A 13699-nucleotide genomic window follows, 5' to 3' on the forward strand; every position below is an offset into this window, starting at 1 on the left:
ATGAGATCACTTAACCCTTCTGTGTGGACAATGGCTTTTGAGCGGCAAAAAAGACTGTATTTGCATGAAATTCAGTCGGCTCCTCATATTTCTCCTCTTGGATGGAGACCTCCTTCTCTTCGTCCTCGAGAATACGCCATCCGCGGTAAACCTCTGCCAACAGTGCTTGAGCCTCCGATTCGCTCATATTGAGCTCAATTTGGGCGGCTTCCTCTTCACCCGTAGACAATTGCTTTTCCCGAACCTCTGTATTCATAGATAAGCAGTGAATGCCTCCTGGCTTGGTCGCCTCCTGGAGCCTTGCAATCACATCCCGCAATGCGGTCTTAGAGGATACATGCTCCAGACAGCCGCAGGCCACAATATAGTGGTACGATTCGGCTTCATATTGTCCATCCTCCACATCGGCCTGCATGGCTTGAATAAAAGGCTGTACATCGTATTTGACTGCGTTGTCCTGCAGCTTGCTGACCGCTTCATCCAGCAGGTCTGTACCGATGACCCGGCCATGTCCGGATTCCTTCAATCGCTGTGCCATCGGGATTGCATTGCGTCCAGGACCGCTCCCCAGATCCAGCACGACCGGATCTTGATGCTCCTGAAGCACCTGCTCCAGCAGCTCCATAACGATCGGGACAGGCTCAGACATCCAACTGCCCGGCTCAAGAATATCCTTGCTTTCATACAGCTTGGCATGGTATTTCTCTTCGGATTCCCGGGCTTGTTCAAATTCTGCAGATGACATCCGTATTTCCTCCTTCAACAGATCATAGTCTTGATTCTTTAAACGTTACATACCCTCGCATGTATAAGCTGTAACAAAGGCCATCCGGATATCCCAACAAATAAAAAAAAAGAACCGCTTCAATAGATCACAGGATCTATTGAAGCGGTCATGCATGACTTAATGGCAGCAGCTACAGATTAATAATAGATGGCGCTTTATGATTGACCGTGGAATCAGCCTGAGCAAGACCCAGTGTCATAGCTGTTGAAGCATGAATTTCGTGGAACAGCTCCGGGTTATCGGTCAGCGACATGCCATAGGAAGGCACCATCTCACGGATCTTCGGCTCCCACTTCTGCATATGCTGCGGGAAGCATTTCTGCAGCACCTCCAGCATGACGTGCACCGCCGTGGAAGCGCCTGGCGATGCGCCGAGAAGTGCGGCCACCGAGCCGTCGGAGGCGCTGACGACTTCTGTACCGAACTGCAGGGTGCCTCTGCCTGTTGGGGTATCCTTAATAACCTGAACGCGTTGTCCGGCAACGACCATTTCCCAGTCTTCACTCTTTGCGTTCGGAATGAATTCCCGAAGCTCCTCCATGCGCTTCTCGTTAGAGAGCAGGACCTGCTGAATGAGATACTTCGTCAGGGCCATTTCCTTCGCGCCAGCAGCAAGCATGGTCAGGAGGTTGTTCGGCTTCACAGAGCCGATCAGATCGAAATAAGATCCGGTCTTCAGGAATTTAGGGGTAAAGCCGGCAAACGGTCCAAACAGCAATGATTTCTTATTATCAATGTAGCGGGAATCCAGGTGAGGCACGGACATCGGAGGCGCACCTACCTTAGCCTTGCCATACACCTTGGCGTGATGCTGCTCCACAACCTCCGGATTGTTACATACCATGAACAAGCCGCTTACCGGGAAGCCGCCAATTTGCTTCGATTCCGGGATGCCAGTCTTCTGCAGCAGTGGAAGGCTCCCCCCGCCTCCGCCGATAAAGACGAACTTGGCCGAGTGCTGCTCTACCTGGCCGGTGTTCAGATTCTGCACCTTCAGGTCCCAGCCGCCGTTTTGGTTGCGCTTTAAATTCTTGACAGCATGCTTGTAATAGGTCTTCACGCCCTGCTGGTTCAAATGCTGAAACAGCATGCGAGTTAATGCCCCGAAGTTCACATCCGTTCCCGAGTCAATCTTCGTCGCAGCGATCTTCTCGCCGGACTTTCGGCCTTCCATAATCAGCGGAATCCACTGCTTCAGCTGCTCCGGATCCTCTGAATACTCCATTCCTTGGAATAACGGGTTGGTCGATAAAGCTTCAAAGCGCTTTCTCAGAAACTCAACGTTCTTGTCCCCCTGCACCATGCTCATATGGGGAATTGGCATAATGAAATCCTGCGGATTCTGAATCAAGCGATTCTTCACGAGAAAAGACCAGAACTGCCGGGATAGCTGAAACTGCTCGTTAATCTTGATCGCTTTGCTGATGTCAATGGATCCATCGGGCTTCTCCGACGTGTAGTTCAGCTCGCATAATGCAGCGTGGCCGGTACCCGCATTATTCCACTCATTAGAGCTCTCTTCCCCTGAGCTGCCCAGCTTCTCGAACACTTTAATCTCCCACTCCGGAGATAACTGCTTCAATATGGCGCCCAAGGTTGCGCTCATTACGCCGGCACCAATCAAGATCACGTCTGTTTTTTTCTGTACGCTCATGATTACCTTCCTTATCCATGTATTCGCAGTAAAAGGCTGTCTCCCTGTTCCCATGTACAGATCAAATCAAGCTAAGAGAGTGCAGCTTTCCTGTGTAAAATTAACTCCGCTTCTCGTTCTACTCATATTAATTCATGGCATGAAATATGAACTCTTCCTTCCTATTATAAACCATTTAAAGACGTTAAAAAAGATAGATATGACAATCTAAAGACAATATACGGACATTTGGGCCCTGCACCTGCTGTCCGTACCCTTTGTAGAAGATGATCCCGCTAGAAATTCCATAGCAAAAAAAGCCCCTCTCCTTAGCGAAATAACGCCAGGATCAGGGGCTTCTTGCTTACTTCAAACGAGGGTCTACGCTACGGGCGGCTCATACCAGCCTGAGGAGGATTTAAACCATTCAAACAGATGAGTCACACATACTTTTAGCACTGCGTATCCCGGTACGGCCAGCAGTACGCCCACTACGCCGAACAGGTTGCCTGACGTAAGAATGACAAATATAATCGTGATCGGATGAATCTTTAACGTTTTTCCCATAATCTGCGGAGAAATGAACTTGCCTTCAATCAGCTGCACAATGGTCCACACCGCAATCATCTTGAGCAGCATAACGGGGGAAGTCACGATGGCTACAACCAACGCGGGCGTGATGGCAATGGCCGGCCCGAGATAAGGAACTACGCTGGTGAATGAAGCAATGATCGCCAGAATCAATGCGTAATCCAGGCCAATGATCATGTAGCCGATGTACAGCAGAATGCCAATGCAGAAGCTGACAATAATCTGTCCGCGAATAAATGAGCTGATCTGGCGGTTGATGTCCTGCAGGACATGCAGAATGCCGGAGCGGCTGTTCGTAGGCAGAAAGGACAGAATCTTGACCGGCAGCTTTTTGCCATCCTTCAGCATGTAGTACAGGATAAATGGCACCGTAATAATCGACAATACCGTTTCCGTGAATGCGCCCAGGAAGCCCCCCAGTCGGGTCCAGGTATTCTTGAAGAGCTCTGTCGTTTTCTCTGTGACGGTGCCCCACCATTCCTCGGAATTGACATTTAAAGCACCCTGAAGCTGTCCGAACAGCTCACTTCCTGTTAGATCCTCAAACTGCTGCCGAACAGTTTCACTATAAGCCGGAAAATTGTTAATCAAGCCCATAATCTGATTGCGCAGCACGGGAATGACCGCCAGCACCACAACAGTCAGAATCCCGGCGATGGCCAGAAACAGAATCAGGATCGACCAGACACGCTTGATCTTCCACTCCTCCATCACATTGACGAGCGGATTGAGCAAATAATACAAAATACCGGACAACACAATCGGCAAAATAATCGTCTTGATTAATACGTTCAGCGGATACAAAATAAACGTGATCTTGCTTAGAATAAATATGTTAAGGCTGGCCAGCAGCAAGATGAACAGCAGAAGTACAAATTTATTGTTCAGAAAAAATCGTTTAAATCGATCCGGCCAAATGCGGGGCTGCTCCATATACGTCCTCCCTCATCTCATCATACCTTTAGCAGGCCATGCTACTCAGCGAGCTTTGCTCCTTTAACTATAATGTTTCACAAGCCGTCATGTCCAGTTTGCGAAAGATCAAATGTGCAGGCTCCGCCAAAGACAACCTCATTAGATCTATATGCGGCCTGTACTAGATTTATAGCCGAAACACAAAAAGACCCGGGAATCCCGGGTCTCGCCTGATATTAACGTTATGAAGAAAGGGATGAACCTGCACGCTTGCCGGATTTCATCTCCAGCGAGTTGACCTCGCCTTTCCAAACCACCGTCTCGCCATATTGCTTGCCCCAATCATACATCAGATTGAGTATCGGCATCAGGCTTTGACCGTAAGGAGTCAGCGAGTATTCGACCCGCGGCGGAACCTCGGGATAGACTACACGCTGCACAAGCTGGTCTTCCTCCAGCTCCCGAAGCTGATTGGTCAGCATTTTTTGCGTAATATTCGGGATGAGGCGGTCCAGCTCGCCAAAGCGCTTTACGCCTTCGAGTCCCAGATGCCACAATATAATCAGCTTCCACTTGCCGCCAATAACGGCAAGCGTCAGCTCTTTATGACAGTTAATTTCCTTCAGATTGATTCGGTCTTTGACTTCATGGGCCATATGACGCCCTCCCTTCCTCATCAAGTATACCTTGAAAGGCAGGTAAATCTCAAAACAGGGCGTGCGCACCATACTGCAAGCGACGGCTACTCCAGATTGGCATGCTGAACAAACATGTTTTCCGAAGACAGCTCCTGCATCGACATCAGCTTTAGAATCATACCATCCAGTACAACAAGCAGCGTCTGCTCAAAGAGGGAGGCCATCGGCTGCCGGGTTGTCCCTGTAACACCAGCCTGATCCTTTGTGGCTCCGGGAAGCTTCAGGACAGCATCCGCCAGCTTTCCGATGGTAGAGCCGGGTTGAATCGTGATAAGTGCCAGCGAGGCGTCAAGGCTCTTCGCCTTGTTCGCCATGGCACATAGGCTTTGCGTTTCCCCGGAGCCTGAGCCGATCAACAGCAGATCCTCTGGACCAATGGCTGGTGTCACCGTCTCACCGACTACGTAGGCCTGGTACCCCATTTGCATCAGCCGCATGGCAAAAGCTTTCATCATCAAACCGGAGCGCCCGCCGCCGGCGACGAAGACGCTTCTCGCTTGCATAATACGCTCTGCCAGCTTCTCTGCTTCCTCTGTGTTGATCTCTTTAACAGCAGTGCTGATTTCGCCGCTAATTGCTAAAGCTTGGGCAAAAGAATTACTCACCATCTTGATATCAGCCCTGCTTGATCAGCTCGTTCATGCGAGAAGCGGCTGCCTGAATGTCTGCTTCACCCGTAATGCCGCCGCCAACGATGACCAGATCCGGCTGAGCCTGAATGACCTCGGGCAGCGTATCCAGCTTGATGCCGCCGGCAATTGCAGTCTTCGCATGTTTTACGACTCGCTTGATGGCGTTCAGCTCCTCGAAGGAGTTTTTGCCCTCAGCCTGATGGTCGTAGCCGGAATGCACACAAATATAATCTACGCCCATAGCATCAATCTCCGCGGCCCGCTCTTCCATGTTCTTGACATTGATCATATCCACCATAACCTGTCTGCCCTGCTTGGCAGCTTCCGCAACCGCGCCTTTGATCGTGGAATCGTCAGATACGCCCAGAATTGTAATAATGTCTGCCCCTGCCTCTGAAGCCTTCATCACTTCATAGCCTCCGGCATCCATCACTTTAAGGTCAGCGAGTACACGCAGCTGAGGAAAGGCTTCCTTCATGGCTTTGACGGCGTGCAGTCCTTCATTGATCACGATCGGTGTGCCGATCTCAACAATGTCAATATAGTCGGCGACCTGTGCCACCAGCTTCTTCGCTTCCGGAATATCGACCAAATCTAGTGCGAGCTGTAGTTCCATATGTTTACTCTCTCCTTGTCGGTTCATTTCAGTTTCTCAAACAAGGATATTGTAGGTCCAGAGCTGTCCTTTATGGAAGTACGTACTTTAAAGTCAGATACTTACGTCAAGGTTAGAATTGCGGTGCAGCAAGGATTGGAGACAGATGTAATCCTTCATTGTTGCCAAGCCGCTATACGATAAAAAAACCTTCCAGCGGATCAAGACGTTCTGAACCGTTCCGGAAGGCTTCTTTAACATGCATAAATGCGAGATACCATACAGCCCTTCATTCTGCTTCTGAAATCGCATGAGTGAGATCATAAGGGGAAAGATCCAGCTCCGGCTCTTCACCAAGAGCTAACCGGGCCAGCTGCCGTCCGAGAAACGGACCCACTGTGAGGCCTGAGGCACCCAGTCCATTCGCGGCTAGCAGCCCCTTCCAGCCTGGCATGCGGCCGATCACGGGAAGAAACCCAGGTGTAAAGGGTCGAAAGCCAACACGAACCTCCTGCAGCGTGCTGCCCACCAAAGCAGGTGCCAGCTCGAGACCCTTGTTCAGTATTTCCTGCATGCCTCCGGCGGTCACAGCGGTATCGTGCAGTGAAACGTCATTCTCGTGCGTCGCACCCATGACGATCCTTTGCTCGTCAAAAGCCAGAAGGTATTGATCCGTGGGCGGTATGACTACCGGCCAGGTCCCGGTTTCGGCTATGGAGTTCACCCTCAGATGCATAATTTGCGCCTTCTGATGTGAGAGTTGAAAAAGGATGCCCAGCGGCTGCAGCAGTTCATCCGCCCAAGCCCCTGCACACACAAGCACTTCATCGGCGGAATACGATGCCTCGCCCATGCGGGCGCCGGTAACCCGGTCTTCGTGAACCTCAAGCACCGCTTCCCCATTCAGCAGCTTCGCCCCATGATTTCTGGCTGCGCGCAGCAGCGCATCGCGCAGGGCACGGCCATCTACACGTGCCGCGCCGCTAATGTGCACAGATCTGTAGCCTTCCTTCAGGAGAGGAAACATAGAACGGGTCTCGGCCTCTGAGAGGGAGCGGATCTGTCCGATCTCTGGTGCCTCGCCCTTGCGGAGAGCCGCACGCTCTTGCATAAGTAGAATTTTGGCTTCGTCCTCATGGATGCTGATGGCTCCAACCTGAGCATACCCGGTGTCACTTTCCCCTTCCTGCTCCAGAGCCTGCACCAAGTCAGGATAAAATGCTGCTCCAGCCTTTGCAAGCTGATACCAGGCCTTATTTCGGCGCTGGGAAAGCCAGGGACAGATTATGCCCGCAGCCGCAGCCGTAGCCTGTCCAGGATCAGCCCGGTCGATGATCAGCACCTCAGCACCCTGGCTTGCAAGATGATAGGCGGCCGAAGCGCCAAGAATGCCGGCGCCGATTACAATAACTTTTTGTGTCATAGATGTGTACCTTTCTTGAAAGCTTGACTCATCTTCTCAAGGTACGACATCTCCCGTTAAAACACAAGCTTCCTGCCTCTGATCAAGGCATTGCCAGCTTCCCTCAGCCCTATACAGGCTGCTGTGGATTCCGTTCCCGATGTGGAGCACCGAAGGCAAACAAGATCAAGCTGCCGCCAAGAACGGCACAAACACCATACATAACCCCATAAGAAAACAGGTCTGCAAGCGGCCCCATCAAGACGCTTCCCATAGAAACACCCAAATCAGCGGATGCAATGAACCATCCGATGAGTACGTTGCGCTGCTCCGCCGGCAGGACAAAGGTCAGGTAGGTGGTGAGCGAAGGGTAGATCATGGCCTGGGACACTCCCATCAGTAAAGCCCCCGCATAAAAGATTGCCGCGCCCAGGCTGGAGGCAGCCCCCGTGCATACGGCTGCTAAGGTCAGCAGCAGCAAGACCCATGCTACATAAGAAGCATGCCAGCGCCCATCGGAAGGAATCTTCTTCCGAAGTATGAAGCGGGAGGCGACGACGACCGCGGCTTGCAGCATCAGATACAGCCAGGCTTCGCCATGCTTCACCTCTTGGGCATAAAGGGGAATGAATGTCGTGACCGCACCAAAAATCATGGATGCTACGAGCATGATGATGCTGCACCTCAAAAGGTCCCGATTCAGAAATACCTGTTTAAAAGATGCGCCCATCGAGGGTTTTTTTGCAGAAGACTGTGCTTTGTCTTCAACCGGCTCCTCCTTGATGACCACCGTAAAGCCCACCCAGCCCGTGAAGACTGCGATCCCAATCATCACGAAGGCAAATCCGCTCATACTGCCCGTCTGCCAGAGTCCCAGCGCCAGCAGCGGCCCCAATATTCCAGGAATATAAGAGCATAAGGAATACATGGAAATGCCCTGCCCCCGGTCTTTCTCAGGCAGAGCATCCATAATGGCAATCTGGAGAGCCATGGAGAAAAAAGCGGTCACGGCGCCTTGCAGCATTCTTGCGACAAAGTAACCTTCAAGGCCCGATATCGTGTAGAGAATAAGGGCGGCGCCGTTTATTATCAGAATGCTCCGCAAAATGGTCACCGGCCCGTATTTTTGAATCAAGCGCCCCGCCCAGGGGCGAAACAGCATTGTAGTGAACAAATAAGCTCCCATTATTATTCCGATGGCCGTATTACTGGCGCCCAGTGCGTTTCCCTGCAGCGGAATCATCACATTCAGCACGGCATTGGCACTAAAATACAGCAGGGTCAGTAAATAGAGGCGCATAAAGGGCCAAGCGAGTGCACCCGTCAAAGTGCTTCACTCCTTTCTACAGCTATAATGCAAGCTAGCTGGATTCAATGCTGATGCTGATACATATCTTCCTAATACATACTCATGCTCAGCAAGGTCCGAGTATAGTCACTCTGAGCGTGCTGCAGCTCGGATACGTGGAGACTCTCCTCAATTCGGCCCTGGCGGAACACAAGGATGCGGTCGCAGAGGAACGCTGCGGCCTGTATATCATGCGTGATGAAGATGTATGCGGTATTCAGCTGCTTGTGCAAGCCTTTTAACAGCTCCAGAACCTGAAGCTGCACAGATCCATCGAGCGAGCTAACCGCCTCATCCATAACAATCAGCTTCGGCTGCGTGGAAATCGCTCGGGCAATGCATACCCTTTGAGCTTCGCCTCCGGACAGCTCATGCGGTGCCTTGTTTAGATAAGCCGGACTTAAACCGACCTGAAACAAGAGCTCCTTCATCCGGCGCTCGCGGTCCTCTTCCTTCCTGCTCTGCAGTCCCAAAGGCTCCAGCAGCGCTTCCCGCACCGTGAAATAAGGATTCATGGAGGAGGTATAGTTCTGAAAGACCGCGCTCATATTGCCTCGTCTTACTTTGGCTTGAGAAACAGGCTGTCCTTCAAACAGCACCTTGCCGCTGTCCGGCTGATCCAGTCCCAGGATCAGCCGTCCCAGGGTCGATTTACCGCTGCCGCTCTCTCCGATAATGCCCAGGCATTCTCCAGGAAGACAATGGAAGGAAACATCATGCAGTACCTTTTGAGGCTTGCCGGTTAACCACCCGCTTGCTTTGAAGCTCTTATGTATGGACTGGACTTCCAGCACGGTCTTCACCTCCAAGCACTTGTTGAAATGCCTGTGACAGCTTCTGTTTCGTCGAGATCAGGTACCGGGTATATTCGTGCCCGGCATGGTCAAATAGCTCTGAAGTCTTTCCGGCCTCCACAATGTGCCCCTTCTTCATGACGAGCATATCGTCGGCCAGCTTCTGGACCATGCCCAGATCGTGGGACACCAGAATCATGGAGCATCCCAGCTCCTGCTGAAGCAGCGACAGCTGCTCCATGACCTCAAACCGCGAGATCGTGTCCAGCGCCGTTGTCGGCTCATCTGCCACAATTAATTCCGGCTTCAGCACAAGCCCAAGGGCAATCATCATCCGCTGCAGCATGCCACCGGACAGCTGATGAGGAAATTTCTGAAGCGTATCCTCCGGCTGATTCAGCATGACCTTGCGCATCGCGTCACTCATCTGCTTAAAAGCCTCCTGCTTCCCCCATCCAAAATGCTGCTTCAGCACATCCTTCACATGATGTCCCACGGCTCTCGACGGATCGAAGGCGCTCATCCCTTGCTGCAGAATCATGTACATATGACGTCCCCGCATGCTCCTCATCTGGGAACGGGACTGCTTATTCAGATCAAGACCCTTGAACATCATCGTTCCCGAATGAGCTAAGCTTGAGGGATTCAGCTTCATAATCGATTTGCAGGTCAAGGATTTGCCGCTGCCGCTTTCACCGACGATGGCAAGACAGCTGCCTTCCCTCACGGAAAAAGAACTGCCATGAACGAGCATCTGCTCGCTGTGCCGATCCCAGATCTGGAGCTTGTCGACGGTCAGTATATCCGGGCTCATCCAGCCACCTCTCCTTTCGCGAGACGCTGATTTCCAGTCGCCGTACTGGCTTCCGGTACCGCTCCATTCGTACTGAGCTGGGGATTTAATGCCTTCTGCAGTGCATCTGCAAGGAATTGTACAGAAGATACCGTAATGATAATGGCCAGGGCAGGAGCGATCACAAATTCCGGCTTCGTAAACAGAACATCCCGAACCTCATTCAGCATCATCCCCCACTCGGCATGAGGGGCCTGAATGCCAAGGCCGAGAAAAGAGAAGCCGGAGATCTGCAGGATCATGGAGCCAAAGGAGCCGCTAGCAGCAACAGCGAAATCCGGCAGGGTCACCGGAATGATATGCTTGGTCATAATCTTGGATGTGGGCACTCCTATAACCTTGGCAAACTTCACATACTCTGATTCGGTGTATTGCAGCACGGAAGCGCGCACAACTCGCGCGAACCAGGCCCATTTTAACAGGATAAAGGCAAGCAGAATGTTCTCCATCCCCACGCCCAGCATGCCGACAATAGCTAAAGTCATTACCGTGCCGGGAAAAGAAAGCACAACATCACAGGCGCCCATAATAACGGCCTCTGTTTTACCCCTCAGAATACCGGACACCAGACCGAGCAGGGCGCCGAACAGAGCAGAAAGAAGCAAAGTCCCAAACACCCAGATCACACTGGGGCGAATGCCATAAATGAGCCGTGACAAAATACATCGTCCAAGATGGTCGTTCCCGAGCCAATGCTCCATCGAGCTGCCGGCATACCGGAGGCTCATATTCACTTCATACGGATCATGGGGGGCAAAGAAGGGCGCAAAGGCCCCGGCTGTCATAATCAGGGTAATTACACCCAGTGACAGAGCCGCAAGAGGATCACTCAGCAGGCGCTTCAGCCTTAACCTCATATTCATGCAGCTACATCCCCTCTCTGGATTTCGGATTGAGCACAGCATTAATCGTGTCGGAGAACGTATTAAAGATGACAAAAGCCGCAGCCAGCACGAGCACAAAGGCTTGAATAACCGGGAAATCTCGGCCAAGGATGGCCCGAACGCTCAAGCTGCCTAGACCCGGCCATGCAAAAATATTTTCGACCACCACCGTGCTGCCGAGAATAATCGGCACCGCCATACAGAATACCGATACCGCCACCTGTAGTGAATTTCTTAATACGCTCAAGATAATTTTGGATTCCGGAAGCCCACATGCTCTGCCGTAAAGCACGTAATTTTGGTTCAGATTGTTAAGCATTGAGGTCCGAATGACGCGGAAATAAAGTCCGGCATAGGTCGTTGTAATGATGATGACAGGAAGCACATAGCTTTGGATGGAATCCATTCCGCTTGTGGGGAGCAGATCCAGTCGAATCGAGAACAACCAGATCAGCAGCGCAGCGAGTGCATAAGCCGGCATCGCAGTCAGAAAGAAAGAGACTGACCGCACCGAATGATCTACCCATGAGCCCGCTTTAAGCGCACAGATTACGCCAAGCACAATGGACAGCGTCACAATCGCCACCATGGACACGAGCGTGAGCTTAAGTGTGTTCCACAGCGCCGGACTAAGCATCGACCATACGGTTTGCCCTGTAACATAGGAATCGCCGAAATCTAGCTTCAGACAGGACAGCAGCCAATCTCCGAAGCGCAGCAGAAAGGGGCGGTCAAGCCCCAGCCTCTGCTCTGTTTCGATAATCAGCTCTTCTGTAATAACCGGTACCCCTTGTGCCTGTAGGACGACCTGCGCCGGCTTCATCGGTGATAAATGGATCAGAACAAAGGTTAGAAACGAAATAATCACAAGCAGCGGAATCGACAGAATCCATCTGCGGCTAACATAACGAAGCACAGCAATCCTCCTTTAGCCGTTCATTATTTGAAGCTCATCCGCTCAAATGGCAGCTCGAACTGCGTCTGCTTGAATGCAAGTCCGGTTAAGTCGCTTGGGGCAAGAACCGTTACACTTCCGTGTGTCAGAGGGATAAACACCGCTTCTTCATGAACCATGTTCAAAATGTCGGCATATAGCGCTTTCGCTTCGGATTCCTCTTGCGCGGCCCGAGCCTGTTCGATCTTGGAGTACAGGACATCTGCGTCCTTCATTCCTTTCGTCGTATGCAGATACGAGGATTCCAGGGCAAATGCGGCGATCGTGCTCTGCGGGTCGTACGCAAGTCCCCAGGTTTGATTGAACAATAGGTCATACTCGCCCGTTCCGCGGCGATTGGCAATGGAAGAGGATTCTTCGCCCACCAGCTCCAGCTGCATACCGATTTCCTTCAACGTGCTTTGGATATATTCCGCCTGGATCTTCTGCGTACTGGAGTTAACGTCAAAATAAACGCTCATCGCAAGCGGCTTACCGTTCTTCGTACGTACCGCCTCACCCTCCTTCATCACCCATCCGGCTGATTCCAGCAAGGACTTGGATGTTTCCAGGTCAAATTCTCGTTTCTTAAGCGGCAGGTCGGCTGCGTACACATTCGCAGAGAAGAGCGCTTCTGCCGGCCCTTCAGCGCCATTCATAATCTGGCTGCTGATCGTTTCGCGATCAATGGCATGCCAGATGGCTTCCCGTACCGCCAGCTCACTAACCGGACTGTCTGTCTTGCCGCTGTTCGCTGCGATCATCTTCGTATTCATGGGCTCGCTGCGCTCCAGCTGATATTTTCCTGAGGCAACCAGAGCCTCCATAGCTTCTTCATCCAGGCTGTCAGCACCCCGGTCATCGGTAAACACAAAGTTCACTTCACCCTTTTGCAGGGCCAGGAAGGTGGTTTCGCCGGCTGGAAGCACCTTGGAGGTGATTTTCTTGACGGCCGGTGCGCCGTTCCAGTACTGCTCGTTGGCTTCAAACACGGCATATTGGTCAACCTTATGCTCGGCAAGCTTGTAAGGGCCCGTCCCGTGGTAGCTCTGTACGCCATCCTTGGTCTCGCCATTGATAAAGCTTTTTGGAGAGATGAATACAAACGGCCGGGTCATCGCCAGCTCATTCAAGGCCGGCTGATATCCTTCCGTGAGCACGAGCTCGACAGTAAACTCATCAATGACATTGCAGCTTTCAATCCGGGTTGTCAGTCCGATCCAGGAATGCTTGGCCGCATTGCTCAAGACAGCCTCGAGGTTCTGTTTCACCGCTTCTGCATTAAACGGCTCTCCATCATGGAAGGTCACGTCCTCTCTCAGCTTGAACGTGTACACCTTGCCATCCTCAGACAGCTCCCACGATGCAGCGAGCAGCGGAGCAATTCCTTCTTGAGTGCTCTCCACCAGAGATTCGTATACAATGCCCTGTGCCGGCATGGAGCCTGCATAAAGATGGGGATTCATATCGACAATATCCTTTGCCGTTGCATATACAATCTCTTTACTCTCTTTGTTCTCTGGATTTGCTGCCTGCTTCTCGGCTTGCTCTGAAGAATTGCAGGCAGATAGCAGCACCAGGGCTGCCAGGGTTAGCATCGTTATCCAAAATGATCTTCTTACTCTCACAGTAA

The 13699-nt window shown here is 51.8% G+C and carries 13 protein-coding genes; all 13 read right to left on the bottom strand.

The genetic code is table 11. The annotated features are described in order from the left end of the window. Positions 1 to 10 precede the first annotated feature (10 nt). The 13 genes from E6C60_RS10890 to cntA all read right to left on the bottom strand — a co-directional run bounded on the left by E6C60_RS10890 (position 11) and on the right by cntA (position 13694). Entirely contained in the window at positions 11 to 745 is a 735-nt protein-coding gene (locus tag E6C60_RS10890) for a class I SAM-dependent methyltransferase (protein ID WP_138225874.1), read from the bottom strand. A gap of 172 nt (positions 746 to 917) precedes the next feature. Continuing rightward, entirely contained in the window at positions 918 to 2444 is a 1527-nt protein-coding gene (locus E6C60_RS10895) for a malate:quinone oxidoreductase (RefSeq protein WP_138227754.1), read from the bottom strand. 357 nt (positions 2445 to 2801) lie between these two features. Continuing rightward, positions 2802 to 3944, bottom strand: coding sequence for an AI-2E family transporter (locus tag E6C60_RS10900; RefSeq protein ID WP_138225875.1), 1143 nt, complete (start codon positions 3942 to 3944; stop codon positions 2802 to 2804). A 224-nt stretch (positions 3945 to 4168) separates the two neighbouring features. Continuing rightward, positions 4169 to 4582: a winged helix-turn-helix transcriptional regulator gene (locus tag E6C60_RS10905; protein WP_138225876.1), complete on the bottom strand. Its 414-nt coding sequence runs from the start codon at positions 4580 to 4582 to the stop codon at positions 4169 to 4171. 86 nt (positions 4583 to 4668) lie between these two features. Then, positions 4669 to 5232, bottom strand: a complete 564-nt coding sequence (gene hxlB / locus E6C60_RS10910) for a 6-phospho-3-hexuloisomerase (RefSeq protein ID WP_138225877.1) — start codon at positions 5230 to 5232, stop codon at positions 4669 to 4671. A 7-nt stretch (positions 5233 to 5239) separates the two neighbouring features. Further along, entirely contained in the window at positions 5240 to 5872 is a 633-nt protein-coding gene (gene hxlA / locus E6C60_RS10915; protein WP_138225878.1) for a 3-hexulose-6-phosphate synthase, read from the bottom strand. 268 nt (positions 5873 to 6140) lie between these two features. Beyond that, positions 6141 to 7274: an NAD(P)/FAD-dependent oxidoreductase gene (locus E6C60_RS10920; protein ID WP_138225879.1), complete on the bottom strand. Its 1134-nt coding sequence runs from the start codon at positions 7272 to 7274 to the stop codon at positions 6141 to 6143. 109 nt (positions 7275 to 7383) lie between these two features. Then, positions 7384 to 8580 (bottom strand): staphylopine family metallophore export MFS transporter CntE, encoded by a 1197-nt coding sequence (gene cntE, locus E6C60_RS10925; protein WP_138225880.1) that lies wholly within the window; start codon positions 8578 to 8580, stop codon positions 7384 to 7386. A gap of 71 nt (positions 8581 to 8651) precedes the next feature. Then, positions 8652 to 9395 carry an ABC transporter ATP-binding protein gene (locus E6C60_RS10930; RefSeq protein WP_138225881.1) on the bottom strand — a complete coding sequence of 248 codons (744 nt, stop codon included), beginning with the start codon at positions 9393 to 9395 and terminating at the stop codon, positions 8652 to 8654. Further along, entirely contained in the window at positions 9370 to 10209 is an 840-nt protein-coding gene (gene cntF / locus E6C60_RS10935) for a staphylopine uptake ABC transporter ATP-binding protein CntF (protein WP_138225882.1), read from the bottom strand. Before cntF ends, E6C60_RS10930 begins: the two co-directional genes overlap by 26 nt. After that, complete coding sequence (gene opp1C / locus E6C60_RS10940; protein ID WP_175415414.1) at positions 10206 to 11105, bottom strand: nickel/cobalt ABC transporter permease; 900 nt, start codon at positions 11103 to 11105, stop codon at positions 10206 to 10208. Before opp1C ends, cntF begins: the two co-directional genes overlap by 4 nt. 10 nt (positions 11106 to 11115) lie before the next feature. Next, entirely contained in the window at positions 11116 to 12048 is a 933-nt protein-coding gene (opp1B, locus tag E6C60_RS10945) for a nickel/cobalt ABC transporter permease (protein WP_138225884.1), read from the bottom strand. Positions 12049 to 12071: 23 nt separating this feature from the next. Beyond that, a complete protein-coding gene (gene cntA, locus E6C60_RS10950; RefSeq protein WP_407669117.1) occupies positions 12072 to 13694 on the bottom strand; it encodes a staphylopine-dependent metal ABC transporter substrate-binding lipoprotein in 1623 nt (540 codons plus the stop codon). Positions 13695 to 13699: the final 5 nt, after the last annotated feature.

It is taken from the genome of Paenibacillus algicola (assembly GCF_005577435.1).
GTDB lineage: Bacteria > Bacillota > Bacilli > Paenibacillales > Paenibacillaceae > Paenibacillus_AQ > Paenibacillus_AQ algicola.